This is a genomic window from Pseudomonas sp. LP_7_YM (assembly GCF_004364435.1).
Classification (GTDB): Bacteria; Pseudomonadota; Gammaproteobacteria; order Pseudomonadales; family Pseudomonadaceae; genus Aquipseudomonas.
Window position 1 is genome coordinate 41,578 of record NZ_SOCT01000011.1, and the last position, 24,761, is coordinate 66,338.

The following is a 24,761-nucleotide window of genomic DNA, read 5'->3' on the forward strand; positions in this document are numbered from 1 at the left end:
CGATGACGCCTCTCGACGCCAAGCGCCCGCTGCAACTGAACCATCAGGGTCAGTTGCAACATTTTCTCTCGCTCGACGGTTTGCCCCGCGAACTGCTCACCGAAATCCTCGACACCGCCGACTCGTTCCTCGAAGTAGGCGCCCGGGCGGTGAAAAAAGTCCCGTTGCTGCGCGGCAAGACCGTGTGCAACGTGTTCTTCGAGAACTCGACCCGCACCCGCACCACGTTCGAACTGGCGGCACAACGGCTGTCGGCGGACGTCATCACGTTGAACGTTTCGACCTCTTCGACGAGCAAGGGCGAAACCCTGTTCGACACGCTGCGTAACCTTGAGGCCATGGCCGCCGACATGTTCGTCGTGCGTCACGGCGACTCGGGCGCGGCGCACTTCATTGCCGAGCACGTGTGCCCGCAGGTGGCGGTTATCAATGGTGGCGATGGGCGTCACGCGCACCCGACGCAGGGCATGCTCGACATGCTGACCATCCGCCGCCACAAGGGTGATTTCAAGAATCTCTCGGTGGCCATCGTTGGCGACATCCTGCACTCCCGGGTGGCGCGCTCGAACATGATCGCCCTCAAGGCCCTGGGCTGCCCGGACATCCGCGTGGTCGCACCGAAAACCCTGCTGCCGGTTGGCGTCGAACAGTATGGCGTCAAGGTCTACACCGATCTGACGCAAGGCCTTAAAGATGTCGATGTGGTGATCATGCTGCGCCTGCAACGCGAACGCATGTCCGGTGGCCTGCTGCCGAGCGAGGCTGAGTTCTACCGTCTATTCGGGCTGACCACCGCACGCCTTGCCGGCGCCAAGCCTGATGCGATCGTCATGCACCCCGGCCCGATCAACCGGGGCGTGGAGATCGAGTCGGCAGTGGCCGATGGCCCCCATTCGGTCATTCTCAATCAAGTGACCTACGGCATCGCAGTGCGAATGGCCGTGCTGTCCATGGCCATGAGTGGCCAAACCGCCCAACGTCAGTTCGAGCAGGAGAACGCGCAGTGAAGTTCAGTATCCTCGGCGCTCGCGTCATCGACCCTGCCAGTGGTCTGGACCAAGCCATCGACGTTCACCTGGAAGCTGGCAAGCTTCTCGCCCTGGGCGCAGCGCCTGCCGGGTTCAGCCCCTCGCAGACCATCGACGCACAGGGCCTGGTCGCAGCGCCCGGGCTGGTGGACCTGAATGTGTCTCTGCGTGAGCCGGGTTACAGCCGCAAAGGCAGTATTGCCAGCGAAACCCGTGCGGCAGCGGCCGGCGGCGTCACCAGCCTGTGCTGCCCGCCGCGCACCAAACCGGTACTCGACACCTCAGCCGTTGCCGAGCTGATCCTTGATCGCGCCCGCGAAGCCGGTCACAGCAAGGTGTTCCCCATCGGTGCACTGAGCAAAGGGCTGGAAGGCGAGCAACTGGCCGAGCTGATCGCCCTGCGCGACGCCGGCTGTGTAGCGTTTACCAACGGTCTGACCCAGTTCAGCAACAATCGCACCCTTTGCCGGGCGCTGGAATACGCCGCGACGTTCGACCTGACGGTGATCTTCAACTCGCAGGATCATGATCTGGCCGCCGGCGGTCTGGCTCATGACGGCTCGACGGCAGCATTCCTCGGGCTGCCGGGCATTCCGGAAACGGCCGAAACCGTGGCACTGGCTCGCGATTTGTTGCTGGTCGAGCAAAGTGGCGTGCGTGCCCACTTCACTCAGTTGACCAGCGCTCGTGGCGTTGCCCTGATCGCTCAGGCGCAAGCCCGCGGCCTGCCGGTGACTGCGGATGTGGCGCTGTATCAACTGATTCTGACCGACGAGGCGCTGATCGACTTCTCCAGCCTCTACCACGTGCAACCGCCGCTGCGCACCCGCGCCGACCGCGATGCCTTGCGTGAAGCGGTCAAGTCGGGGGTGGTTCAGGCGATTTCCAGCCATCACCAGCCACACGAGCGCGATGCCAAGCTGGCACCGTTCGGCGCGACCGAGCCGGGCATCAGCAGCGTCGAACTCTTGCTGCCGCTGGCGATGACATTAGTGGAGGATGGCCTGCTGGACCTGACGACCCTGTTATCGCGTCTCAGTACCGGTCCTGCAGCAGCCCTGCGCCTGCCTGCCGGGAAACTGGCGGCTGGTGCTGCGGCGGATCTGGTGCTGTTCGACCCTGCCGCTTCAACCGTGGCGGGCGAAAAATGGCTGTCCAAAGGCGAAAACTGCCCGTTCCTCGGCCACTGCCTGCCAGGCGCGGTGAAATACACCTTCGTCGATGGCCGGATCAGCTACAGCGCTTGATCGCCCAAGGACCGCTTGGTGTCGTAGGAGCGCGCTAACCCGCGACGGCGGTGTGTCAGAACCCTTCCTATTCAGGTCTGGCACATTGCGGACAGGCGCTTCTATACACCGGCATTTACCGACGCTGTGCGTTCCTCACCGAGATCTGATCGTTCAACGTCCAGAAGTCATACAGCACGCCTAGAAAGAACAGGCCGCCTGTCAGCAGATAGACGATTGCGCTGAACCACTTGCCCTGATACATGCGATGTACGCCAAATACGCCGAGAAACGTCAACAGAATCCAGGCAAGGCTGTAGTCGGTATCACCGGCGTTGAATCTCATGTCCGCTTCGCGATCCATCGACGGAATCAGAAACAGGTCGATCAGCCAGCCAATCCCCAGCAGACCCAAGGTGAAAAACCAGATCGTCCCGGTCACAGGCTTGCCGTAATAAAAGCGATGAGATCCGGTAAAGCCGACGATCCACAGCAGATAACCCATCAGTTTGCTGTGAGTGTCTGGACGCTGCCCATCAGGGTAATAGGTGTTCATTGCTGACCTCTTTGCGTCGATAGAAAAAAATATGCGTACGTCTTGTGACTTTAAGGACCCTGTCCGACGTATGGTTTGAACCTCTATTCATCTTTGCAAACCCTTGTTCTACAAGGTGAAGACCCTAGTGACATGACAGCTTTGCGATCAGATCTGACTCCCGGCGCCGTAAATTGTTCGACAAAAGGCCTCGGAAATCATGAAAAAGCTGTTATAAAGTTGCGCGCTGACCACTATGAGCCCTGCCTAATGCGTCCATTTTTCAAGACATGGCTAACCATTTGCCTATTTATGCCATTGGCCGCCCACGCCACCAACCGTGAGCAACCGCTTCCTTCAAGCTTCACCGGCTTCACTGCCAGAACAGAATCGCCCGAAGTCGTTTCCCGCAACATTGCCGCTCAACGCTCAGCAATGGCCGCACTTGAAGAAACAGCAACCCCGCTTGAGACATCAGGCAAAAAATCGCGAGTGACCAAGGGCAAGAAGTCCCAAGGCCAAGGCTCCCGCACGATTTCGCAAAACACTGTCGCCCTGGCCACGCCTGGGTTGATGGGCACCAAACAGAGCAGCAACGTTGTCAACCGTGCCGTCAAGGCTATCGGTACTCCTTATCGTTGGGGCGGAACCAGCCCGGCAAAAGGTTTTGACTGCAGCGGCCTGGTGAAATATGCGTTCAACGACGTCAGCGAAGTGGATCTGCCGCGCACCTCCAACGCCATGGCCGAAGGTCATGGACAGAAGGTCGATCGCAAGGATCTGAAACCGGGCGACTTGCTGTTCTTCAACATCAAGAGCCGCCAGGTGAACCACGTCGCCATTTATCTGGGTGACGATCGCTTTGTGCATGCGCCTCGCCGTGGCAAGTCGGTAACGATCGACACACTGAAAAAGCCGTACTGGGACAGCCATTACGTGGTTGCCAAGCGCGTCCTGCCCAAGCAATTGCCAAGCAGCAAAGGCACTGTGCGGATCGCGCAGCGCTGAGACGTAACCTCCCGCCCAGCGACGGGTGATAGGTGACAACGCAAGACCTGTGGGTGCGAGCGTGCTCGCGAAGACTGACTGACTGACTGACTGACTGACTGCCGATGAGTATCCGGTGGATGTCTCGGCCTCTTCGCGAGCAAACTCGCTCCCACCGTTGTTCAGTCCCCTGAATCAAAAATTATCCGGCGTCTTCGCTTTCTCGCGAGCGCTCTCCCGGGTGATCAGTCCCTTGGTCACCAGATCTTTCAGGCACATATCCAGTGTCTGCATGCCCAGCGCGCCCCCGGTCTGGATTGACGAGTACATCTGCGCCACCTTGTCTTCGCGGATCAGGTTACGAATCGCCGAAGTGCCGATCATGATTTCGTGAGCCGCGACCCGGCCGCCCCCGACTTTCTTAAGCAACGCTTGGGACACGATGGCGTGCAACGACTCGGAAAGCATTGAGCGAATCATGGATTTTTCCTGAGCCGGGAACACGTCGACGATCCGGTCGATGCTTTTCGCCGCCGAGGTGGTGTGCAGGGTGCCGAAAACCAGGTGCCCGGTTTCGGCAGCGGTCAATGCCAGACGAATAGTCTCCAGGTCACGCAGCTCGCCCACCAGAATCACGTCCGGGTCTTCCCGCAACGCTGAACGCAATGCTTCGGCGAATCCGTGGGTGTCGCGGTGAACTTCACGCTGGTTGATAAGGCTCTTCTTGGACTCGTGGACGAATTCAATCGGATCTTCAATGGTCAGGATGTGATGATGCTTGTTGGCATTGAGGTAATCGACCATCGCTGCGAGCGTCGTGGACTTGCCCGAGCCGGTGGGACCGGTCACCAGCACGAGTCCGCGAGGAACGTCCGTAATCTTGCGAAACACTTCCCCCATGCCCAGGTCTTCCATGCTCAGGACCTTCGACGGAATGGTCCGGAAGACGGCCCCTGCACCGCGATTCTGGTTGAATGCATTGACCCTGAAACGCGCAACGCCAGGCACTTCGAACGAAAAGTCGGTTTCCAGATCTTCTTCGAAGTCTTTGCGCTGCTTGTCGTTCATGATGTCGTAGATCAGCTCCTGGACTTCTTTCTGGTCCAGTGCTGGCAGGTTGATCCGCCGCACATCGCCGTCGACGCGAATCATCGGCGGCAGGCCGGCAGAGAGGTGTAAGTCCGACGCACCCTGCTTGGCACTGAAGGCAAGCAGCTCGGTAATATCCATACAGCTCCTCATCACATAGAATGCCGCAGACTTTAGCCCTGCTGGCGCAAATCAATGTCCACGATAGCAGAGAACGTTTCAACGCTCGCAGAGCGAATTCGCAGCGCAGCGCAGGCGGCACAGCGCGATCCAGCGTCCGTCGGCCTGCTGGCCGTGAGCAAGACCAAACCGGCGAACGATCTGCGCGAAGCCTACGCCGCCGGATTGCGCGATTTCGGCGAGAACTACCTGCAGGAGGCCCTCGGTAAACAGGTCGAATTGAGCGATCTGCCCTTGATCTGGCATTTCATCGGCCCCATCCAGTCAAACAAGACTCGCGCCATCGCCGAGCATTTTGCCTGGGTGCACTCCGTGGATCGGCTGAAAATCGCACAACGTCTGTCCGAACAACGCCCCGCCGAACTGCCACCACTCAACATCTGCATTCAGGTCAACGTCAGTGGCGAAGCCAGCAAGTCCGGCTGCAGCCCTGAGGACCTGCCTGCGCTGGCGCAAGCGATCAGCGCTCTGCCCAATCTCAGATTGCGTGGGCTGATGGCCATTCCCGAGCCGACCGAGGACAGCGACGAACAGAACGCTGCCTTTGCTGCCGTACGCCATCTGCAAGACCAACTCAAACTGCCGCTGGACACCCTTTCCATGGGCATGAGCCACGACCTGGAGGTCGCCATTGCACAAGGCGCAACCTGGGTTCGGATCGGCACGGCCCTCTTCGGCGCCCGTAACTATGGGCAGCCTTAACTTTTGCCTGACAGGAAATCGTTCATGAGCAACACCCGTATCGCGTTTATCGGTGCCGGAAACATGGCCGCCAGCCTGATTGGCGGCATGCGTACCCAAGGCGTCGACGCTGACCTGATCCGTGCCAGTGATCCTGGCGCAGAAACCCGCGAGCGCATCGCCAAAGAACACGGTATCAAGGTCATGGCTGATAATGCCGAAGCTGTCGAGGGCGCCGATGTGGTGCTGCTGGCGGTCAAGCCACAGATGATGAAAGCCGTGTGTGAAGCGCTTAAGCCAGCGTTGAAGCCCAATCAGCTGGTGGTTTCCATTGCCGCCGGCATCACCTGTGCCAGCATGAAGGCCTGGCTGGGCGAGCAGCCTCTGGTGCGTTGCATGCCCAATACCCCGGCACTGCTACGTCAGGGCGTGAGTGGGCTGTATGCCACGGCTGACGTGTCTGCGACCCAGCGCGAGCAGGCTGAAAACCTGTTGTCCGCCGTCGGCATCGCGCTGTGGGTGGACCAGGAGAACCAAATCGATGCGGTGACCGCCGTCTCCGGCAGCGGCCCTGCGTATTTCTTCCTGCTGATCGAAGCCATGACCGCAGCCGGTGTGAAGCTGGGCCTGTCGCACGACGTCGCCGAGAAGCTGGCCGAACAGACGGCCTTGGGCGCCGCCCGAATGGCGACCGGTAGCGACGTCGATGCTGCCGAGCTGCGTCGTCGCGTGACCTCACCTGCGGGCACTACCGAAGCCGCGATCAAATCGTTCCAGGCAAATGGTTTCGAAGCGATCGTCGAGAAGGCGTTGACCGCCGCCGCGCATCGCTCAGCCGAGCTTGCCGAACAGCTGGGCAAATAAGGAGCAATTTATGAATGCACTCACCGGCGCCACGATTTTCGTCATCCAGACGCTGATCAGTCTGTACCTGACCATCGTTCTGCTGCGCTTCGTGCTGCAGTTGGTCAAAGCCAACTTCTACAACCCGCTCAGCCAGTTCGCGGTACGCGCGACCCAGCCGCTGCTCAAGCCCATTCGCCGTGTCGTCCCGAGCGTCTTCGGCCTGGATACATCATCGCTGTTGCTGGCGATCGTGATTCAGGCGCTGTTGATGGCGTTCGTGCTGATGATGACCTACGGCACCATCGGCGATGTACCGCATCTGCTGATGTGGTCGATCATCGGTGTCACTTCACTGCTGCTGAAGATCTTCTGGGTGGCGATGATCATCATGGTAATCGTGTCCTGGATCGCACCGGGCTCGCACAACCCGGCAGCCGAGCTGGCCTACCAGATCAGCGAGCCGATTCTGGCGCCGTTCCGCCGCATCATCCCCAACCTCGGCGGCATGGATATTTCACCGATCTTCGCGTTTCTGGCGATCCAGGTGCTGCAGTCGTACGTCATGCCTGAACTGGCGGCCTACGCGGCCATGCCGCAGGAGCTGTGGCGGTTGATCTGATCCCACGCGTGGGTTTCCCCTGTGGGAGCAAACTCATTGGCGATGCGGTGCCCATCCGACCGATCTCCATCGGATGCACCAGCCTCTGGCGAATGAATTCGCTCCCGCAGTAAACCGCGCTATCTGCAGGTTTAGCGGCGGCTGATGGGCAGCGTTCGCGAGCATGCGCGCTCCCACACATTTTCATCCAGCCAACCGGCCTGTTGTTTGCTTGCCGCTACCCCGCCTGATCTTTAGACTTACGCCTCATTTCAGCGAGAGCAGGGTCGATGTCCACGGTCTTTCCCGAAGATTCTGTCGGTCTAGTCACGCCGCACACGGCGCATTTCAGCGAGCCGCTGGCGCTGGCCTGCGGCCGCTCGCTGGCTGCCTACGACCTCATCTACGAAACCTACGGCGAACTCAACGCTGCCAAAAGCAACGCGGTGCTGATCTGTCACGCCTTGTCCGGCCATCACCACGCCGCCGGCTACCACAGCACTGAAGACCGCAAGCCCGGCTGGTGGGACAGTTGCATCGGCCCCGGTAAGCCAATCGATACCACTAAATTCTTTGTCGTCAGCCTGAACAACCTTGGCGGCTGCAACGGCTCCACCGGCCCAAGCAGCCTCAACCCGGAAACCGGCAAGCCGTTCGGTGCTGACTTTCCTGTTCTGACGGTTGAAGACTGGGTCCACAGCCAGGCGCGTCTGGCCGACACGTTGGGCATCCAGCAATGGGCGGCCGTTGTGGGCGGCAGTCTGGGTGGCATGCAGGCTCTGCAGTGGACGATCACCCACCCTGATCGCGTGCGTCACTGTCTGGCCATCGCGTCGGCGCCCAAGCTGTCGGCGCAGAACATCGCGTTCAACGAAGTCGCGCGTCAGGCAATCCTCACCGACCCGGAATTCCATGGCGGGTCGTTCCAGGAAATGGGCGTGATCCCCAAGCGCGGTCTGATGCTGGCGCGCATGGTCGGCCACATTACCTACCTGTCCGATGACTCCATGGGCGAGAAATTCGGCCGGGGCCTGAAAAACGAAAACCTGAACTACGACTTCCACAGCGTCGAGTTTCAGGTCGAGAGCTATCTGCGCTATCAGGGCGAAGAGTTCTCCGGGCGTTTCGATGCCAACACCTACCTGCTGATGACCAAGGCGCTGGATTACTTCGACCCTGCCGCCAGCTTCGACGACAACCTGGCGGCAACCTTCGCCAATGCCACGTCGAAATTTTGCGTGATGTCGTTCACCACCGACTGGCGCTTTTCGCCGGCCCGCTCGCGAGAACTGGTGGATGCGTTGATGGCGGCGAAAAAGGACGTCTGCTATCTGGAGATCGACGCACCGCAAGGCCATGACGCCTTCCTGATGCCGATCCCGCGCTACCTGCAGGCCTTCACCAGCTACATGAACCGTATTGCACTCTGAGGACACCATGAGAGCCGACCTGGAAATCATCCAAGACTGGATACCGGCAGGCAGCCGCGTGCTCGACCTCGGCTGTGGCGACGGCGAATTGCTGGCCTGGCTGCAGGACAACAAGCAAGTGACCGGCTACGGCCTGGAAAACGACGCCGACAACATCGCGCGCTGTGTGGCGCGGGGCGTCAATGTCATCGAACAGGACCTGGACAAGGGCCTGGGTAATTTCGCCAGCAACAGCTTCGACGTCGTGGTCATGACGCAGGCGCTGCAGGCCGTGCATTACCCTGACCGTATTCTCGACGAAATGCTGCGGGTCGGTCGCCAGTGCATCATTACCTTCCCTAACTTCGGTCACTGGCGCTGCCGCTGGTATCTGGCGAGCAAGGGCCGGATGCCGGTTTCCGAGTTTCTCCCCTACACGTGGTACAACACGCCCAACATCCACTTCTGCACCTTCGAAGACTTCGAGGCGTTGTGCCGGGGTCGTTCGGCGAAGGTCATTGATCGGCTGGCGGTGGATCAACAGCATCGTCACGGTTGGGCCAGCAAGCGTTGGCCTAATCTGTTGGGTGAGATCGGCATCTACCGGGTCAGCAGTCCGGGCCTGCAGGACCATCAGGTCGCCGTGTGACGTTGACCTTAAGACACACGCCACAGCACTGCTGCTCCTACAGTTTCAGCCCGCACCTTTTCACGGACCTCACATGAATTTCACCCAACTCGTACTGGCCAGCCACAACGCCGGCAAACTCAAGGAACTCCAGGCCATGCTCGGCGGCAGCGTCCAGCTGCGGTCGATCGGCGAGTTCAGCAGCATCGAGCCGGACGAAACCGGCCTGTCGTTCGTCGAAAACGCAATTCTCAAGGCCCGCAATGCGGCGCGTATTTCCGGGCTGCCGGCACTGGCCGATGATTCGGGTCTGGCGGTGGATTTTCTCGGTGGCGCGCCAGGCATCTATTCGGCGCGTTATGCCGATGGCAAGGGCGATGCGGCCAATAACGCCAAATTGCTCGACGCGCTCCAAGACGTACCTGAAGAACAACGTGGCGCGCAGTTCGTCTGCGTATTGGCGCTGGTCCGGCATGCCGACGATCCGCTGCCGATTCTCTGCGAAGGCCTCTGGCACGGGCGTATTCTGACCGCCGCCAGTGGCGAGCACGGCTTTGGTTACGATCCGCTGTTCTGGGTGCCGGAGCGCAGCCTGTCCAGCGCCGAACTGACCCCAGCCGACAAGAATCAGATCAGCCATCGCGCCCGCGCCATGGCCATCCTGCGTGAGCACCTGAATCTGAGCCCTGACCTGAAATGACTCAGGACTCCACCACCCGGCCGCTGATTCTCGGCGCGGCCGGTTTCAGCTCGCAGCAGCCAAGACCGCCCCTGCCCGAGCTGCCGCCGCTGTCGCTGTACATCCATATTCCGTGGTGCGTGCGCAAATGCCCGTACTGCGACTTCAACTCCCACACCGCCAGCGCCGTACTTCCCGAGCAGGAGTACGTCGATGCGTTGTTGGCCGACCTCGATCAGGACATGCCTCATGTTTATGGGCGCGAGCTGAGCACGATTTTCTTCGGTGGAGGCACGCCGAGCTTGTTCAGCGCCGACGCTTTGGGCCGTTTGCTGAGCGGGGTCGAGCAGCGCATTCGCTTTGCGCCGGACATCGAAATAACGCTGGAGGCAAACCCTGGCACCTTCGAACAGGACAAGTTCAGCGCCTACCGCGGCCTGGGTATCAATCGCCTGTCCATCGGCATTCAGAGTTTTCAGGAAGCCAAACTCAAGGCGTTGGGCCGCATCCACAATGGCAATGAAGCTGTGCGCGCTGCCGATATGGCGCGCCAGGCCGGTTTCGATAACTTTAACCTGGACCTGATGCACGGGCTGCCGAATCAGTCACAGGACGACGCTCTCGGCGATTTGCGCCAAGCCATCGCATTGGCGCCGACGCACCTGTCCTGGTATCAACTGACCCTGGAACCCAACACCGTGTTCTGGAACCAGCCACCGACGCTGCCGGAGGACGATATCCTCTGGGACATTCAGGAGGCCGGGCAAACGCTGCTCCGGGAAAACGGCTACGCCCAATACGAGGTGTCAGCCTATGCGCAGGCAGGCCGTACTGCACGCCACAACCTGAACTACTGGAGCTTCGGGGACTTCATCGGCATCGGCGCTGGCGCACACGGCAAACTCAGCCATCCCGACGGGCGCATCATGCGCACCTGGAAGACGCGGCTGCCCAAGGATTACCTGAATCCGGCGAAGGCGTTTAAGGCGGGCGAGAAACTGTTGCCAATGAACGAAATGCCTTTCGAATTCCTGATGAATGCGCTGCGCCTGACAAATGGCGTGGACGCTGCATTATTTCAGGGCCGCACCGGTCTAAGCGTCGATTCGCTCGACAGTGCGCGCCGACAGGCCGAACAACGGGGCTTGCTGGAAGACGATCCAGCGCGGCTGGTGGCGACGGCCCGAGGTCAGCTGTTTCTCAATGACCTGCTGCAATACTTTCTTATTTAAGGCTTAACGCAAAGGAAACTGAATGGACCACGTACTCGACCTGCTGGCCAGCGTTTCGCGCTGGAGTCGCGGCAACCTCTCGGAAATCGCTCTGGCGTTGGTAGGCTGTTTGCTGATCCTGTTCGGCGCAGATATCAAAGGCTGGATCGAGGGTCGTCTGAGCAGCTTTGCCGGGGCCCTGCGCGTGCCGGTCATGGCCTTGCTGTGCACCATCGGCAGCGGCGCGGCGCTGATCTATGCAACGCCTTGGGTGGTGCGTGGGCTAAGCCAGTTCAACAACTACAGCCTGGCGCCAGTGTTGTTGGTGGTGCTGGTGTTGATCGGCGTTGTAGCGGACAGGAAGTGAACTGAGCGCAATCAGTTGCAGGAGCCGGCGTGCAGCAAGCCGGCTTCCGCAGGGTCAGGCTGTTTTCTCAAACTTCAAATCCCACACACCGTGTCCTAAACGCTCACCCCGTCGCTCGAACTTGGTGATCGGGCGCTCGGCCGGGCGAGGTACGCACTTGCCGTCTTCAGCCACGTTGCGATAACCCGGCGCAACGTTCATCACTTCCAGCATGTATTGGGCATAAGGTTCCCAGTCGGTGGCCATGTGCAGAATGCCACCTGGCTTGAGCTTGCTACGCACCAACGCTGCGAACTCGGCCTGCACGATGCGGCGCTTGTGGTGACGCGCCTTGTGCCAGGGGTCCGGAAAAAACAGCATCAGCCGATCAAGGCTGTTATCGGCCACGCAACGGTTGAGCACTTCGATCGCATCGCAATCGTAAACCCGCACGTTGGTCAGGCCCTGAGTCAGCACGCCATTGAGCAACGCGCCCACGCCTGGACGATGCACTTCCACACCAATGAAGTCCTGCTCCGGTGCAGCCGCTGCCATTTCCAGCAACGAGTGGCCCATGCCGAAACCGATCTCAAGGGTGCGCGGCGCCGAACGACCGAACACCTGATCGAAATCCACGGGCGCATCGGCCAGTGGCAGGACAAACAAGGGTTTGCCCTGATCCAGACCACGTTGCTGGCCTTCGGTCATGCGACCGGCACGCATGACGAAGCTCTTGATGCGCCGATGATGGCTGTCATCGCCCTGAGCTTCGGCGTCTGGGTCGTTCATCACTTCGTCGTCCGGAAGTGGGTCGGGCGTTTGCGAATCAATCATCAACAGGCTCTTACTTGATCAGACCATCCAGCGGTGAGGACGCGCTGGCGTAGAGTTTTTTCTGCATGCGGCCGGCCAGGTAAGCCATACGGCCTGCCAGGATGGCGTGTTTCATGGCTTCGGCCATCAGCACCGGTTGTTGCGCGTGGGCGATGGCCGAGTTCATCAGCACCCCTTCACAACCCAGTTCCATGGCGATGGTCGCATCGGATGCGGTGCCAACACCGGCATCGACAAGCACTGGGACTTTCGATTCTTCGAGGATGATCTGCAGGTTGTAAGGGTTGCAGATCCCAAGGCCCGTGCCGATCAGGCCTGCCAGCGGCATCACCGCGCAGCAGCCGATTTCTGCCAGCTGGCGCGCGATGATCGGGTCATCGCTGGTGTAGACCATCACGTCGAAACCGTCCTTGACCAGCGTTTCTGCAGCCTTGAGGGTTTCGATCACGTTGGGGAACAGGGTCTTCTGGTCAGCCAACACTTCGAGCTTGACCAGGTTATGACCATCGAGCAGCTCACGCGCCAGACGGCAGGTACGCACGGCCTCAATAGCGTCGTAGCAACCTGCGGTGTTGGGCAGGATGGTGTAGCGATCCGGTGGCAGCACATCGAGCAGGTTCGGTTCACCCGGGTTTTGGCCCAAGTTGGTGCGGCGCACGGCGACGGTAACGATCTCGGCACCCGAGGCTTCGATGGCCAGGCGGGTTTCTTCCATGTCCTTGTACTTGCCGGTCCCCACTAGCAGGCGCGACTGGAAAGTCCGACCGGCCACGGTGAACGGCTTGTCGCTACGAACGTTGCTCATCGGAAATCCTCTTTACGGTTGAGGTTCTTGCAGTTCATCTGTATCGGCTGCTGCGATGGGCATCAGGGCCTAGCCACCACCGATGGCATGCACCACTTCGACCTGATCGCCTTCGTTCAGCGTCGTGCAAGCCTGCTGGCTGCGCGGGACGATATCCAGATTGAGCTCGACCGCGACTCGACGCCCGGTCAGGTCCAGACGGGTCAGCAACGCCGCAACGGTTTCTCCGTCGGGCAGTTCAAAGGATTCACCGTTCAACTGAATGCGCATGCGAAGGGCAGCCATCATTTAGGGGCGAGCATTCTAGCCCGATCAGCCGGGATGACCAAGGCAAAGGCGCGCCACTCGTCTCGGCGCCCCCGAACCTGTCGAGATTCTTAAAGCGTATCGAGCCCCAGGCGCCAGGCCGTCCAGCCAAGGATGAACCAGCCAATCAGCAAGCACAGCCCACCGATGGGCGTGATGATGCCCAGCTTGCTGATGCCGGTCAGGGTCAAGAGGTAAAGGCTGCCGGAGAACAACAGGATGCCCAGCGTAAACGCGACACCGGCGTAAGTGATCAGGCGGCCCTGGATCCGGGTGGCCAGGATTGCCACACCGAAAATCGCCAGCGTGTGAATCAACTGGTACAGCACACCAGTATGAAAGATCGCCAGGTATTCGGCGGTGAGGCGGTTTTTCAGCCCATGGGCCGCGAACGCACCCAGCGCAACACCGGTAAATCCGAAGAAAGCAGCCAGCATCAGAAAGGTTCGTAACATGTGTAACTCCAGGCAAAGTCGTTCGATGGCGCGTGGTCTGTATAATGGCCCGCTCAACCGGTTCGGCCAAGCCATCTCTATGCTGCGTTTCCTACTTCTTCGTATCGCAAAAGGCACGCTCTGGTTCGCAGTGGCAAGTGTCGTGCTGGTGTTGATCTTCCGCTTCGTGCCCCCGCCTTTCACCGCACTAATGGTCGAACGCAAGATTGAATCCTGGTTCGATGGCCAGCCCATCGACCTGCAGCGCGATTGGCAGCCGTGGGACAAGATCTCCGATGACCTGAAGATTGCGGTCATTGCCGGGGAAGACCAGAAGTTCGCCGAGCACTGGGGTTTCGATGTCGACGCCATTCAGGCCGCGTTGCTGCATAACGAACGCGGCGGTTCCATTCGGGGCGCCAGCACGCTGAGCCAGCAGGTTTCGAAGAACCTGTTTCTGTGGTCGGGACGCAGTTATCTGCGCAAGGGACTGGAAGCCTGGTTCACGGCGCTGATCGAGGTGTTCTGGTCCAAGCAGCGAATTCTCGAGGTGTACGTCAACAGCGTGGAGTGGGATGACGGCGTGTTCGGCGCCCAGGCTGCCGCGCAGCACCACTTCCATATCAATGCCAACCAGCTTTCGACGCAACAGGCCAGTTATCTCGCGGCGGTGCTGCCCAACCCACGGGAATGGAGCGCTAGCCATCCAAGCAGCTACGTTTCGCGGCGCGCCGGTTGGATTCGCCAGCAGATGCGTCAATTGGGTGGGGATGAGTACCTGGTGGGGTTGAATCACAGTCGCCGGTGGTAACCTGAGCACTGTGGCGCCAAGCGTGACAACAACCGCACACTTTCAGCACCCAAACAAAAACGCCCCGATCATCTCGGGGCGTTTCATGTTCCGGCTTACCGCTTATGCAGCAATCGATAGCTTCAGCTTGTTCATCGCGCTCTTTTCGAGCTGACGAATACGCTCAGCAGAGACCTTATACTTCTCGGCCAGATCGTGCAGTGTGGCCTTCTCTTCAGCCAGCCAACGCTGATAGAGAATGTCGCGGCTGCGTTCGTCGAGCACGTTAAGCGCTTCGTGCAGGTTGGCCGTCGAGCTGTCGGTCCAGTCGGCATCCTCCAGCTGACGCGCCGGATCGTAACGATGGTCTTCCAGGTAGTTGGCTGGCGACTGGAACGCGCTGTCGTCGTCGGCTTCGGCTGCCGGGTCGAACGCCATGTCATGGCCGGTCAGACGGCTTTCCATTTCGCGCACTTCGCGCGGCTCGACACCGAGGCTTTCAGCCACACGATGCACTTCTTCGTTGTTCAGCCACGCCAAACGCTTCTTCTGGCTGCGCAGGTTGAAGAACAGCTTGCGCTGAGCCTTGGTGGTCGCGACCTTAACGATGCGCCAATTGCGCAAAATGAACTCGTGAATTTCGGCTTTGATCCAGTGCACTGCAAAGGACACCAGACGAACCCCCATCTCAGGGTTGAACCGTTTAACGGCTTTCATCAAGCCGACGTTACCTTCCTGAATCAGGTCAGCCTGAGCCAGCCCGTAACCGGAGTAACTGCGTGCGATATGCACAACGAAGCGCAGGTGGGCGAGCACCATCTGCCGAGCCGCCCCTAGATCCTGCTCGTAATAGAGACTCTCGGCCAGTTCGCGCTCCTGCTCAGGCGTCAGCAGTGGAATGCTGTTAACCGTGTGCACATAGGCTTCCAGGTTTGCACCCGGAACCAAGGCATAAGCAGGTTGCAAAGAATTGGTCATACGAAAAAACCTCCGACACATGACTCGTGCAGTTCAGCACTGCGAAAATTGACCGGGAACCGCTAAACAAGTTCCCTTCGCTGAAAAGTCAATAGGTGAAACAAAATTTACACTGCAAACATTACCTGAACCTTAAACACTCAACGCGGTGCCAGCTCTCTCAAATGCCGCGCTACCGCAATCCACGCACCGATATACCCCAACAGCACCGCTCCAAGCAAGAGCGACAACCCATCCGCCACCGGCACGCCGGCCAGCGAAAAGTTGCTGCCATAAAGGCCTGCCAAACGGACAACGGCCTCGTTAAGCCAATCCAGCCCGAAGGCCAATACGCCCCACGAGAGAATGCCTGCACCAAAGCCATACAGCGCGCCCATATAAAGGAAGGGCCTGCGCACGTAGCTATCGGTGCCGCCTACCAATTTGATGACTTCAATCTCGGTACGACGGTTCTCGATGTGCAGACGAATGGTATTACCGATGACCAGCAACAAGGCCACCACCAACAACACCGTCAGGCCAAACACAAAACGGTCGCCAAGCTTGAGGATAGCCGCCAGGCGCTCAACCCACACCAGATCCAGTTGGGCCTGCTGAACCTTGGGCAATTCGGCAAGACGTGTACGTAATGCTTCCAATACAGCTTTGTCAACCTCCTGCGGCGTCACCAGCACGACGCCAGGCAGAGGGTTTTCTGGCAACTCCTTGAGCGCCTCGCCCAAACCGGACTGCTGCTGAAACTCGTTCAAAGCCTGATCGCGGGAGATGTACTCCGCTTCGGCGACTCCGGGCATTCCTTTGATTTGCGTGACCAGGCCCTGCCCCTCTGAGGACGAAGCATCCAGTTGCAAATAAAGGGAGATTTGCGCGGCACGCTGCCACGACCCACCCAGACGCTCGACGTTGCTCAACAATAACGACAAACCCATCGGCAGACTCAACGCAACCGCCATGACCAGACAGGTAAAGAAGCTACCAATCGGCTGCTTGCCCAGACGCCGCAAGCTGTCGGCCATGCTGGAGCGATGCGCCTCGACCCAGGCATTGAACAGCGCAGCAAAGCCGGGACCGTCGTCATCGTCGTGCTTCTTTTTCTTCTGCGGACCTGGCGCGGACGCTTTTGGCGCAACGCGCTCGGAAACCTTGGGACTGCGTGTGGCACTCATACCCCAGCCTCCCCGTCGCCGATCAATCGACCACGCTGCAGGGTCAGCATGCGATGGCGCATACGCGCAATCAGCGCCAGGTCGTGACTGGCGATGAGTACGCTGGTGCCCAGGCGATTGATGTCTTCGAACACGCCCATGATTTCCGCTGCCAGCCGGGGGTCGAGGTTACCCGTGGGTTCGTCCGCCAGCAGCAAGGCCGGACGGTGAACGATGGCGCGAGCGATACCGACACGCTGCTGCTGCCCTGTGGACAAGTCGCCGGGGTAAAGCTCGGCCTTGTCGGACAGCGCCACGCGCTCCAGTGCCGAGTCGACGCGCTTGGTCACCTCGATCTTGGACAAGCCGAGAATCTGCAACGGCAGGGCGATGTTATTGAACACCGTGCGATCGAACAGCAACTGGTGATTCTGAAAAACCACGCCGATCTGACGGCGCAGAAACGGGATCTGCGCGGTACTGATCTGCCCCAGATCCTGTCCCGCCAGCAGCAATTTGCCGGTGGTCGGGCGTTCCATGGCCAACAGCAGACGCAGCAGGGTACTTTTACCGGCGCCGGAGTGGCCGGTCACAAACAGAAACTCGCCACGACGTACTCGAAAGCTCAGCTCATGCAAGCCGACGTGTCCGTTCGGATAGCGTTTACCGACCTGTTCGAAACGAATCATGTGCGCTCCCGCTCGGCGAATAGAGCCTGAACAAAGGGTTCGGCCTCGAAAGTCCGCAAGTCGTCGATGCCTTCGCCGACGCCGATGTAACGGATCGGCAGCCCAAACTGCTTGGCCAGGGCGAAGATCACCCCACCCTTTGCGGTACCGTCGAGCTTAGTCAGCGCCAGGCCGGTCAAGCTCACGGTCTGGTTGAACTGCTTGGTCTGGTTGATGGCGTTCTGACCGGTGCCCGCGTCGAGCACCAGCAGCACTTCATGCGGGGCTGCTTCGTCGAGCTTGCCGATCACGCGGCGCACCTTCTTCAGCTCCTCCATCAGGTTGTCCTTGGTGTGCAGACGCCCGGCCGTGTCGGCGATCAGCACGTCAATGCCGCGGGCCTTGGCAGCCTGCACTGCATCGAAGATGACCGAAGCAGAATCAGCGCCGGTGTGCTGGGCGATCACCGGGATCTTGTTGCGCTCACCCCAGACCTGAAGCTGCTCGACAGCCGCTGCACGGAAAGTATCGCCGGCCGCCAGCATGACTTTCTTGCCTTCGAGTTGAAGCTTCTTGGCCAGTTTGCCGATGGTGGTGGTCTTGCCAGCACCATTGACGCCGACCACCAGGATCACGAACGGCTTGTTCTGCGAACCGATGACCAGCGGCGCTTCGACCGGCTTGAGCATCTCGGTGAGTTCGCTTTGCAGTGACTTATACAGAGCGTCGCTGTCCGTCAGCTGTTTACGCGCCACTTTCTGTGTCAAGTTGCGCACGATCAACGACGTCGCCTCAACGCCGACGTCAGCGGTCAGCAGGCGTGTCTCCAACTCTTCGAGCATGTCGTCGTCGATGGCTTTCTTGCCCAGAAACAGACTGGCCATGCCCTCGCCGAGACTGGCGCTGGTCTTGGATAAGCCTTGCTTGAGCCGTGCGAAGAAACCGGGCTGCTTCGGCTCGACAGGCTCGACTGGAGTTTCGGGCGCGAACACGGCTGGCTGGGTATCTGCGACAGGTGCAAGCGCAGACGCCATGACAGGTGCGATGACCGGAGACGGTTGCAGTAAAGCGGGCAGATCGTGGCCTGCAACAGCATCAGGCGCGGCAACTGGCACAGGTTCGATCACAGGAGGCAGTTGCGGCGCAGGCGTAGCGGCGACAGCAGGCTGAATCTGAGCCTGCTCGGTAACGATCGCGGGTTGCACGTGAGACGCGGTATGGGCCGGAATCTGTGGCGTGACGTGGAGCTCGGTTTCGGCGACCAGTGCAACCGGTTCTTCGGCGACCGGCAATTTCAGCCAGGGCTCGGAGGTCGGCTGCTCGTCCTTGACTCGTGCAGGCGCTGCGACCGTTACGGCAGGCGGCACAGGGGCGGGAGGCGCGGGAGGAATGCTCGGTGCGATCTGCGGCTCAGCGGCCATCGGCGTCGATTCGACGATGGGCTCAGACGCTGGTGTCGATAAGTCTTGGGGCTGCTCGTCGACGGTTTCCTGCGGCTTTTTGCGCAGCCATCCGAACAGGCCTTTCTTCTCGCCAGCCGGGGCTGGGGTCTTCTTGTCGTCGTTGGAACCAAACATGGAGGACGGCTATCTCAAGGTAGCGACGCGCCAGAGCGGCGCCTCTGAAAAATTCTGTATGCGAAACAGACTGCTTTTATGTCCGCTTGTTCATCTGCTGACCGTTGGAGTGAAAGGCTGAAATCACCTCACAGCTTTCAGTGGCATCTGCCGTGAGTCTACCTTCGGGCTATGCCGTATCCGAAAACTCCTACATCTTAGTCGTGGTCGCCGGGCAAACTGGCCGCTATCCTAACACCCCCGCGCCCGCCGACGCTAAGTTCAAGCAGGCCGTCTCGAAGGTTCAAATTACGAATGAATGCTATTGCCCGCCGTGCCGCAGGCCTTCTGATCGGCACATTGTGTTTGCCCCTTGCTGCTCTCGCCGCCGACCCACAACCCACTTCCGAATTCACGCTGGATAACGGCCTGAAAATCGTCGTGCGTGAAGACCACCGCGCACCGGTGGTGGTGTCCCAGGTCTGGTACAAGGTGGGCTCCAGCTATGAGACGCCAGGCCAGACCGGCCTTTCCCATGCGCTGGAACACATGATGTTCAAAGGCAGCTCCAAGGCCGGCCCCGGTGAAGCCTCCTTGATCCTGCGCGACCTGGGCGCGCAAGAGAACGCCTTCACCAGTGATGACTACACGGCTTATTACCAGGTGCTGGCCCGCGACCGTCTGGGCGTGGCTTTCGAGCTTGAGGCTGATCGCATGGCCAGCCTGCGCCTGCCGCCGGAAGAATTCGCTCGCGAGATCGAAGTCATCAAGGAAGAACGCCGCTTGCGTACCGACGACAAGCCCAACGCCAAGGCCTACGAACGCTTCAAGGCCCTCGCCTACCCGGCCAGCGGCTATCACACGCCTACCATTGGCTGGATGGCTGACCTGGACCGCATGAAGGTTGAAGAGCTGCGCCACTGGTATGAATCCTGGTACGTGCCGAACAACGCCACGCTGGTGGTGGTCGGCGACGTGAAGCCAGACGAAGTGAAAGCATTGGCTGAGCGCTTCTTCGGGCCCATCCCGCGCCGTGACGTTCCACCGTCGAAAAAACCCTTGGAACTGCCAGACCCGGGCCTGCGCCAGATTACCGTGCACGTGGCCACGCAGGTGCCCGGCCTGATGTACGGCTTCAACGTACCCAGCCTGTCCACCGCCACCGACCCGCAATCGGTGAATGCGCTGCGCCTGATCTCCGCGCTGCTCGACGGCGGTTACAGCGCGCGCATTCCGACCCGCCTCGAACGCGGGGAAGAGCTGGTCACCGCCGCATCCTCGGATTACGACGCCTACACACGGGGCGACAGTCTGTTCACCATCAGCGCCACGCCGAACATGCAGAAGAAGAAAACCCTGGCCGACACCGAAGCCGGTATCTGGCGCCTGCTGGACGAGCTGAAAAACAAGCCGCCGACCAAAGAGGAACTCGAGCGGGTTCGTGCCCAGGTGATTGCAGGCCTGGTATTTGAGCGTGATTCCATCACCAGTCAGGCCAGTGCCATTGGCCAGCTGGAAACCGTCGGCCTGTCCTGGAAGCTGATCGACGGCGAGCTGGCAGCATTGCAAAGCGTCACCCCGGAAGACATCCAGAAAGCCGCACGTACTTATTTCACTCGCGAACGCCTGGCCGTTGCGCATGTTTTGCCTGAGGAGAAAACCCATGAGTAAGCGCAACGAGACACGCATTGCGCGAACGCGGGCCAACGCACTGCTGCTGACCGTGACTCTGGGCCTGCTCGGTGCCACCTCTGTCATGGCCGATACGCCCATAGAGGCCCCCAAGGCCATCGACAAGGCAGCCAACACCCTTGAATCGTTGAAAGAACTGGACGGCAAGGCCCCGGCCAGGCGCGAGCTGAAGATTCAGTCCTGGAACACGGCTGAAGGGGCTCGGGTACTGTTCGTCGAGGCTCATGAGCTGCCGATGTTCGACATGCGCCTGCTGTTCGCGGCGGGCAGCAGTCAGGACGGCGCTACGCCGGGTATCGCGTTGATCACCAACGCCATGCTCAACGAAGGCGTCAAAGGCAAGAACGTCAGTGCCATTGCCGAAGGCTTCGAAGGATTGGGTGCCGACTTTAGCAACGGCTCCTATCGCGATATGGCGCTCGCTTCGTTGCGCAGCCTGAGTGCGCCGGACAAGCGTGACCCGGCCCTCAAGCTGTTCTCGGAAGTTGTCGGCAAGCCGACATTCCCTGCCGACTCGTTGGCGCGAATCAAGAACCAGTTGATGGCCAGCTTCGAATACCAGAAGCAGAATCCCGGCAGCCTGGCGGGCGATGAACTGTTCAAGCGTCTGTACAGCGATCACCCGTATGCGCACCCGAGCATGGGCACGGCAAAAAGCATCACGCCCATTACCCTCGCTCAGTTGAAGGCCTTCCACGCCAAGGCGTATGCCGCTGGCAATGCGGTCATCGCGCTGGCCGGAGATCTGTCTCGTACCGAAGCAGAAGCGGTCGCCGCTCAGGTCTCTGCTTCCCTGCCCAAAGGCCCTGCACTGGCCAAGACAATCGAGCCGACCGAACCCCAATCAGGCCAAACCCACATCGAATTTCCGTCCAAGCAGACTCATCTGATGCTGGCGCAATTGGGCATCGACCGGGCCGACCCGGACTACGCAGCGTTGTCGTTGGGGAATTCGATCCTCGGCGGCGGCGGTTTCGGCAGTCGCTTGATGACCGAAGTACGCGAGAAGCGCGGCCTGACCTACGGCGTCTCATCGGGTTTCACGCCAATGCAGGCGCAGGGCCCATTCATGATCGCCCTGCAAACCCGCGCCGAATTGAGTGAAAACACACTCAAGCTGGTCAAGGACATCACACGCGACTTTCTCGTCAACGGCCCGACCCAGAAAGAACTCGACGACGCCAAGCGCGAACTGGCAGGCAGTTTTCCGCTTTCTACCGCAAGCAACTCGGCAATCGTTGGCCAACTGGGTGCCATCGGCTTCTATAATCTGCCGCTGACCTTTCTCGAAGATTTCATGACGCAGTCGCAGAGCGTTACCGTCGAGCAGATCAAGGCCGTCATGAGCAAGCATCTGAACGTGGACAAACTGGTCATCGTCACCGCAGGCCCTACCATCGCGCAGAAGCCTCTGCCGCCCCCTACAGCTAAACCAGCCGAACAACCTCTCGGCGTTCCGGAGCACTAATGACCTCGACTTCCAAGCCGCCGCGTATTCACAAAGGGCACAAAATCCACACGGGCCTGGGCCAATTGCGGATTATCGGCGGCCAATGGCGCAGTCGGCGTCTGAGTTTTCCTGATGCCCCGGGCCTGCGTCCGACGCCGGACCGGGTTCGGGAAACCCTGTTCAACTGGCTGGCCCCATACATTGAAGGCGCCCGCGTGCTCGATCCGTTCGCGGGCAGTGGCGCGCTGTACCTGGAGGCATTGTCCCGTGGCGCCAGCATGGGTCTGGCGCTGGATACCAACTCAGCGGCCATTTCCAACCTGCGCGAGCACTTGGGAACGCTGCGTTGCACGGTCGGCAAGACCTCCACGGGCGACGCCCTGCGTTATCTCGAAACCCAGCCTGCCGAGCAGTTCGACGTAATCTTCCTTGATCCGCCCTTCCATCAGAATCTGCTGGCGCCCGCGTGCACGCTGCTGGAAGAGCGCAACTGGCTGGCAGACAACGCGTGGATCTACACCGAAAGCGAAACCGCGCCGTCGGCACTCGGCATGCCGGGCAACTGGCGCCTGCACCGGGAGAAGAAAGCCGGCCAGGTCTACTACGCACTGTGGGAACGAAGTGTCGTCGCCAGCTGACGGTCGCACGTTTGTACCGGCGATCGGTCTGGGCAACCCTCACCTGCAAACGCTGTGGGGGCCGCTGTGGCGCAAAACCATCCATCTGCAGCGCCGCCGTGAGCGTCTTTGGCTGCAAGATGGCGACTTTCTCGACATGGACTGGCACGGGCCGCACGACGCGACAGCGCCAGTAGTTCTGGTGCTGCACGGTCTGACCGGCTCGTCCAACTCGCCTTACGTGGTGGGCCTGCAGCAAGCGATGCAGACGCGTGGCTGGTCCAGCGTCGCCCTGAACTGGCGGGGTTGTTCGGGCGAGCCCAATTTGCTGCCCCGCAGCTATCATTCCGGCGCCACCGAAGATCTGGCAGAGGTCATCGCGCACCTGCGAGCGGCTCGTCCACTGGCACCGCTGTATGCCGCCGGGTATTCGCTGGGCGGCAACATTCTGCTCAAGTACCTGGGTGAGTCGGGCCTGGATAGCCATTTGCAAGGTGCAGCAGCAGTGTCCGTGCCTTTCCGTCTGGATGAGTGTGCTGATCGCATCGGCCTGGGTTTTTCCAGGGTGTACCAGCGGCATTTCATGCGCGAGATGGTCGGCTACATCAAGGACAAGCAACGGCGCTTTGAGCATGAAGGGTTGAGTGATGGGCTGGCAGCGCTGGCGGCGCTTGGCTCGCTGGACAAGATGCGGACTTTCTGGGAGTTCGATGGCCGGGTGACGGCGCCACTCAACGGGTTTGTCGATGCTCAGGATTATTACCGGCGCGCGTCAAGCCGTTATTACCTCGGCGCGATTCGCACGCCGACACTGCTGGTGCAGGCCCTGGATGACCCATTCGTGTTCAAACATAGCCTACCTGACCTGAGCGAGTTATCCGCAAGCACCCGGTTCGACCTGCAGCATCATGGTGGTCATGTGGGATTCGTCGGCGGCACGATCAGAACGCCGACCTATTACCTGGAACAGCGGATTGCGCAGTGGTTGGTGGATGTGCATGGGGCAGGTATGGCCGATAGCTGCCACCCCATAGGATGCGCCGGTGAACCTGCTCGCCAGGGGTGACGTCCAGAACCCACCCGCTGTGGATGTACTACCACCATCGTGAGCAAGCTCACTCCTACACACGATCAGGTTTGCGACATGCCAGCGTGGAGCGTTAGCGGCGAGGCGGTTAACCTTATTCGCCGGTCGCTATCCCACGCTGCGGGTCGTTGATCCATTCGCTCCAGGATCCGGCATACAAACGCCCCAACGGATACCCGGCCAGGCACAAAGCGAAGAGGTTGTGACAAGCCGTCACCCCTGAGCCGCAATAGGCGACCAGCTTCTCCGGCGGTCGCCCATTCAGGGTCTTAGCGAAACGTTGCTTGAGCTGATCCGCAGACAAAAAACGACCGTCCGGCCCGAGGTTGTCGGTGAACGCGGCACACTGCGCGCCCGGAATATGGCCGGCAATCGGGTCGATCGGCTCTACCTCTCCGCGAAAACGTGCCGGCGCACGAGCGTCGATCAACGTCACCTCCGGCTGATCTCGCGTGCGCTGTACGTCGGCAGCGTTCAGCACCCGTGAATCGTCAGGCTCGCCTTCGAAGCGTCCCTTCAGATGCTCGGGCGGGTTCAAGCTCAGGGGCTGCCCCGCTGCGTGCCAAGCCTTAAGGCCGCCATCGAGGATATATAAGCCATCACGTTTGCCCAGCCAGGCCAGCAGCCACCATGCGCGAGCGGCATAAGCGCCGGAGCCGTCGCCGTAGAGCACGATGGTGCTGTCGTTGTTCACGCCCCAGAATCGCAGGCGCTCGGTCAGAGTCTGAGCATGAGGCAACGGATGACGGCCAGTGACGCCTTTGATAATCGGCCCGCTCAGGTCGTTGAGCAGATCAGCGTAGGACGATCCGTCGATATGCCCTTCCGCATAGCTACGTTGGCCGTAGTCCAAGTCCTCAAGGGAAGAACGGCAATCCAGAATCACAAGGTTTGGCTCTTTTTGCCGTTCGGCCAGTCGTTGCGGGCTGATCAATTGCGCGATGGACATGAAGGGC

At 60.2% G+C, this 24,761-nt stretch carries 27 protein-coding genes; 16 read left to right on the top strand and 11 right to left on the bottom strand.

Features of this window, described 5'->3' with window-relative positions:
- Positions 1-2: 2 nt before the first annotated feature.
- Together EC915_RS20335 and EC915_RS20340 are read left to right on the top strand one after the other, a co-directional pair.
- Positions 3-1,007, top strand: coding sequence for an aspartate carbamoyltransferase catalytic subunit (locus tag EC915_RS20335; protein WP_133752308.1), 1,005 nt, complete (start codon positions 3-5; stop codon positions 1,005-1,007).
- Positions 1,004-2,275 (top strand): dihydroorotase, encoded by a 1,272-nt coding sequence (locus EC915_RS20340; protein WP_133752309.1) that lies wholly within the window; start codon positions 1,004-1,006, stop codon positions 2,273-2,275. Before EC915_RS20335 ends, EC915_RS20340 begins: the two co-directional genes overlap by 4 nt.
- 115 nt (positions 2,276-2,390) lie before the next feature.
- Here the strand turns inward: EC915_RS20340 and EC915_RS20345 are convergent, their stop codons facing one another.
- Positions 2,391-2,810 (bottom strand): TM2 domain-containing protein, encoded by a 420-nt coding sequence (locus EC915_RS20345; RefSeq protein WP_133752310.1) that lies wholly within the window; start codon positions 2,808-2,810, stop codon positions 2,391-2,393.
- A gap of 249 nt (positions 2,811-3,059) precedes the next feature.
- Here EC915_RS20345 and EC915_RS20350 point away from each other — a divergent pair, with 249 nt between their 5' ends.
- Positions 3,060-3,797, top strand: a complete 738-nt coding sequence (locus EC915_RS20350; RefSeq protein WP_133752398.1) for a C40 family peptidase — start codon at positions 3,060-3,062, stop codon at positions 3,795-3,797.
- Positions 3,798-3,971: 174 nt separating this feature from the next.
- Here the strand turns inward: EC915_RS20350 and EC915_RS20355 are convergent, their stop codons facing one another.
- Positions 3,972-5,006: a type IV pilus twitching motility protein PilT gene (locus tag EC915_RS20355; protein ID WP_133752311.1), complete on the bottom strand. Its 1,035-nt coding sequence runs from the start codon at positions 5,004-5,006 to the stop codon at positions 3,972-3,974.
- 54 nt (positions 5,007-5,060) lie between these two features.
- On the opposite strand from EC915_RS20355, the gene EC915_RS20360 reads away from it, so the two are divergent.
- From EC915_RS20360 to EC915_RS20395, 8 genes are all read left to right on the top strand, one after another.
- A complete protein-coding gene (locus EC915_RS20360; protein ID WP_133752312.1) occupies positions 5,061-5,747 on the top strand; it encodes a YggS family pyridoxal phosphate-dependent enzyme in 687 nt (228 codons plus the stop codon).
- A 24-nt stretch (positions 5,748-5,771) separates the two neighbouring features.
- Positions 5,772-6,590 (top strand): pyrroline-5-carboxylate reductase, encoded by an 819-nt coding sequence (gene proC, locus EC915_RS20365; protein WP_133752313.1) that lies wholly within the window; start codon positions 5,772-5,774, stop codon positions 6,588-6,590.
- Between the two features lie 10 nt (positions 6,591-6,600).
- Positions 6,601-7,191, top strand: a complete 591-nt coding sequence (locus EC915_RS20370) for a YggT family protein (protein ID WP_133752314.1) — start codon at positions 6,601-6,603, stop codon at positions 7,189-7,191.
- A 269-nt stretch (positions 7,192-7,460) separates the two neighbouring features.
- Positions 7,461-8,600: a homoserine O-acetyltransferase gene (locus tag EC915_RS20375; protein WP_133752315.1), complete on the top strand. Its 1,140-nt coding sequence runs from the start codon at positions 7,461-7,463 to the stop codon at positions 8,598-8,600.
- Between the two features lie 7 nt (positions 8,601-8,607).
- Positions 8,608-9,228 (top strand): methionine biosynthesis protein MetW, encoded by a 621-nt coding sequence (gene metW, locus EC915_RS20380; protein ID WP_133752316.1) that lies wholly within the window; start codon positions 8,608-8,610, stop codon positions 9,226-9,228.
- A 73-nt stretch (positions 9,229-9,301) separates the two neighbouring features.
- Entirely contained in the window at positions 9,302-9,907 is a 606-nt protein-coding gene (rdgB, locus tag EC915_RS20385; protein ID WP_133752317.1) for an RdgB/HAM1 family non-canonical purine NTP pyrophosphatase, read from the top strand.
- Positions 9,904-11,118, top strand: a complete 1,215-nt coding sequence (gene hemW, locus EC915_RS20390; protein WP_133752318.1) for a radical SAM family heme chaperone HemW — start codon at positions 9,904-9,906, stop codon at positions 11,116-11,118. The genes rdgB and hemW overlap by 4 nt, the downstream gene beginning before the upstream one ends.
- Before the next feature lie 22 nt (positions 11,119-11,140).
- The gene (locus EC915_RS20395) at positions 11,141-11,464 is read left to right on the top strand and encodes a DUF3392 domain-containing protein (protein WP_133752319.1); all 324 of its coding nucleotides are present in this window, start codon (positions 11,141-11,143) and stop codon (positions 11,462-11,464) included.
- Positions 11,465-11,518: 54 nt separating this feature from the next.
- On the opposite strand, the gene trmB is transcribed toward EC915_RS20395, so the two are convergent.
- From trmB to EC915_RS20415, 4 genes are all read right to left on the bottom strand, one after another.
- Positions 11,519-12,232, bottom strand: a complete 714-nt coding sequence (trmB, locus tag EC915_RS20400) for a tRNA (guanosine(46)-N7)-methyltransferase TrmB (protein ID WP_166651048.1) — start codon at positions 12,230-12,232, stop codon at positions 11,519-11,521.
- Between the two features lie 55 nt (positions 12,233-12,287).
- The gene (locus EC915_RS20405) at positions 12,288-13,082 is read right to left on the bottom strand and encodes a thiazole synthase (RefSeq protein ID WP_133752321.1); all 795 of its coding nucleotides are present in this window, start codon (positions 13,080-13,082) and stop codon (positions 12,288-12,290) included.
- Between the two features lie 69 nt (positions 13,083-13,151).
- On the bottom strand, positions 13,152-13,352 hold the full coding sequence (thiS, locus tag EC915_RS20410) for a sulfur carrier protein ThiS (RefSeq protein WP_133752399.1): 201 nt from the start codon (positions 13,350-13,352) through the stop codon (positions 13,152-13,154).
- A gap of 107 nt (positions 13,353-13,459) precedes the next feature.
- The gene (locus tag EC915_RS20415) at positions 13,460-13,843 is read right to left on the bottom strand and encodes a DUF423 domain-containing protein (protein ID WP_133752322.1); all 384 of its coding nucleotides are present in this window, start codon (positions 13,841-13,843) and stop codon (positions 13,460-13,462) included.
- A 79-nt stretch (positions 13,844-13,922) separates the two neighbouring features.
- Here EC915_RS20415 and mtgA point away from each other — a divergent pair, with 79 nt between their 5' ends.
- Positions 13,923-14,633, top strand: coding sequence for a monofunctional biosynthetic peptidoglycan transglycosylase (mtgA, locus tag EC915_RS20420; RefSeq protein WP_133752323.1), 711 nt, complete (start codon positions 13,923-13,925; stop codon positions 14,631-14,633).
- Between the two features lie 102 nt (positions 14,634-14,735).
- Here the strand turns inward: mtgA and rpoH are convergent, their stop codons facing one another.
- From rpoH to ftsY, 4 genes are all read right to left on the bottom strand, one after another.
- Positions 14,736-15,590 carry an RNA polymerase sigma factor RpoH gene (gene rpoH / locus EC915_RS20425; RefSeq protein WP_133752324.1) on the bottom strand — a complete coding sequence of 285 codons (855 nt, stop codon included), beginning with the start codon at positions 15,588-15,590 and terminating at the stop codon, positions 14,736-14,738.
- 140 nt (positions 15,591-15,730) lie between these two features.
- Positions 15,731-16,756, bottom strand: a complete 1,026-nt coding sequence (ftsX, locus tag EC915_RS20430; RefSeq protein WP_133752325.1) for a permease-like cell division protein FtsX — start codon at positions 16,754-16,756, stop codon at positions 15,731-15,733.
- Complete coding sequence (gene ftsE, locus EC915_RS20435; protein WP_133752326.1) at positions 16,753-17,424, bottom strand: cell division ATP-binding protein FtsE; 672 nt, start codon at positions 17,422-17,424, stop codon at positions 16,753-16,755. The genes ftsX and ftsE overlap by 4 nt, the downstream gene beginning before the upstream one ends.
- Positions 17,421-18,980 carry a signal recognition particle-docking protein FtsY gene (ftsY, locus tag EC915_RS20440; protein WP_133752327.1) on the bottom strand — a complete coding sequence of 520 codons (1,560 nt, stop codon included), beginning with the start codon at positions 18,978-18,980 and terminating at the stop codon, positions 17,421-17,423. The genes ftsE and ftsY overlap by 4 nt, the downstream gene beginning before the upstream one ends.
- A 294-nt stretch (positions 18,981-19,274) precedes the next feature.
- Here ftsY and EC915_RS20445 point away from each other — a divergent pair, with 294 nt between their 5' ends.
- From EC915_RS20445 to EC915_RS20460, 4 genes are read left to right on the top strand one after another with little or no spacing between them, the layout of a single operon-like run.
- Positions 19,275-20,630 carry a pitrilysin family protein gene (locus tag EC915_RS20445; RefSeq protein ID WP_133752328.1) on the top strand — a complete coding sequence of 452 codons (1,356 nt, stop codon included), beginning with the start codon at positions 19,275-19,277 and terminating at the stop codon, positions 20,628-20,630.
- Positions 20,623-22,119, top strand: a complete 1,497-nt coding sequence (locus EC915_RS20450) for a pitrilysin family protein (RefSeq protein WP_133752329.1) — start codon at positions 20,623-20,625, stop codon at positions 22,117-22,119. The genes EC915_RS20445 and EC915_RS20450 overlap by 8 nt, the downstream gene beginning before the upstream one ends.
- On the top strand, positions 22,119-22,739 hold the full coding sequence (gene rsmD / locus EC915_RS20455; RefSeq protein ID WP_133752330.1) for a 16S rRNA (guanine(966)-N(2))-methyltransferase RsmD: 621 nt from the start codon (positions 22,119-22,121) through the stop codon (positions 22,737-22,739). The genes EC915_RS20450 and rsmD overlap by 1 nt, the downstream gene beginning before the upstream one ends.
- Positions 22,723-23,784 (top strand): hydrolase, encoded by a 1,062-nt coding sequence (locus EC915_RS20460; RefSeq protein WP_133752331.1) that lies wholly within the window; start codon positions 22,723-22,725, stop codon positions 23,782-23,784. Before rsmD ends, EC915_RS20460 begins: the two co-directional genes overlap by 17 nt.
- 115 nt (positions 23,785-23,899) lie before the next feature.
- On the opposite strand, the gene EC915_RS20465 is transcribed toward EC915_RS20460, so the two are convergent.
- The gene (locus EC915_RS20465; protein WP_133752332.1) at positions 23,900-24,754 is read right to left on the bottom strand and encodes a sulfurtransferase; all 855 of its coding nucleotides are present in this window, start codon (positions 24,752-24,754) and stop codon (positions 23,900-23,902) included.
- Positions 24,755-24,761 lie beyond the last annotated feature (7 nt).

Bases quoted from the DNA above. Each gene is read 5' to 3' on its own strand.
- EC915_RS20335 (WP_133752308.1), top strand. From the start codon at position 3: ATGACGCCTCTCGACGCCAAGCGCCCGCTGCAACTGAACCATCAGGGT.
- EC915_RS20345 (WP_133752310.1), bottom strand. From the start codon at position 2,810: ATGAACACCTATTACCCTGATGGGCAGCGTCCAGACACTCACAGCAAA.
- EC915_RS20350 (WP_133752398.1), top strand. From the start codon at position 3,060: ATGCGTCCATTTTTCAAGACATGGCTAACCATTTGCCTATTTATGCCA.
- EC915_RS20355 (WP_133752311.1), bottom strand. From the start codon at position 5,006: ATGGATATTACCGAGCTGCTTGCCTTCAGTGCCAAGCAGGGTGCGTCG.
- EC915_RS20360 (WP_133752312.1), top strand. From the start codon at position 5,061: ATGTCCACGATAGCAGAGAACGTTTCAACGCTCGCAGAGCGAATTCGC.
- proC (WP_133752313.1), top strand. From the start codon at position 5,772: ATGAGCAACACCCGTATCGCGTTTATCGGTGCCGGAAACATGGCCGCC.
- EC915_RS20370 (WP_133752314.1), top strand. From the start codon at position 6,601: ATGAATGCACTCACCGGCGCCACGATTTTCGTCATCCAGACGCTGATC.
- EC915_RS20375 (WP_133752315.1), top strand. From the start codon at position 7,461: ATGTCCACGGTCTTTCCCGAAGATTCTGTCGGTCTAGTCACGCCGCAC.
- metW (WP_133752316.1), top strand. From the start codon at position 8,608: ATGAGAGCCGACCTGGAAATCATCCAAGACTGGATACCGGCAGGCAGC.
- rdgB (WP_133752317.1), top strand. From the start codon at position 9,302: ATGAATTTCACCCAACTCGTACTGGCCAGCCACAACGCCGGCAAACTC.
- hemW (WP_133752318.1), top strand. From the start codon at position 9,904: ATGACTCAGGACTCCACCACCCGGCCGCTGATTCTCGGCGCGGCCGGT.
- EC915_RS20395 (WP_133752319.1), top strand. From the start codon at position 11,141: ATGGACCACGTACTCGACCTGCTGGCCAGCGTTTCGCGCTGGAGTCGC.
- trmB (WP_166651048.1), bottom strand. From the start codon at position 12,232: ATGAACGACCCAGACGCCGAAGCTCAGGGCGATGACAGCCATCATCGG.
- EC915_RS20405 (WP_133752321.1), bottom strand. From the start codon at position 13,082: ATGAGCAACGTTCGTAGCGACAAGCCGTTCACCGTGGCCGGTCGGACT.
- thiS (WP_133752399.1), bottom strand. From the start codon at position 13,352: ATGCGCATTCAGTTGAACGGTGAATCCTTTGAACTGCCCGACGGAGAA.
- EC915_RS20415 (WP_133752322.1), bottom strand. From the start codon at position 13,843: ATGTTACGAACCTTTCTGATGCTGGCTGCTTTCTTCGGATTTACCGGT.
- mtgA (WP_133752323.1), top strand. From the start codon at position 13,923: ATGCTGCGTTTCCTACTTCTTCGTATCGCAAAAGGCACGCTCTGGTTC.
- rpoH (WP_133752324.1), bottom strand. From the start codon at position 15,590: ATGACCAATTCTTTGCAACCTGCTTATGCCTTGGTTCCGGGTGCAAAC.
- ftsX (WP_133752325.1), bottom strand. From the start codon at position 16,756: ATGAGTGCCACACGCAGTCCCAAGGTTTCCGAGCGCGTTGCGCCAAAA.
- ftsE (WP_133752326.1), bottom strand. From the start codon at position 17,424: ATGATTCGTTTCGAACAGGTCGGTAAACGCTATCCGAACGGACACGTC.
- ftsY (WP_133752327.1), bottom strand. From the start codon at position 18,980: ATGTTTGGTTCCAACGACGACAAGAAGACCCCAGCCCCGGCTGGCGAG.
- EC915_RS20445 (WP_133752328.1), top strand. From the start codon at position 19,275: ATGAATGCTATTGCCCGCCGTGCCGCAGGCCTTCTGATCGGCACATTG.
- EC915_RS20450 (WP_133752329.1), top strand. From the start codon at position 20,623: ATGAGTAAGCGCAACGAGACACGCATTGCGCGAACGCGGGCCAACGCA.
- rsmD (WP_133752330.1), top strand. From the start codon at position 22,119: ATGACCTCGACTTCCAAGCCGCCGCGTATTCACAAAGGGCACAAAATC.
- EC915_RS20465 (WP_133752332.1), bottom strand. From the start codon at position 24,754: ATGTCCATCGCGCAATTGATCAGCCCGCAACGACTGGCCGAACGGCAA.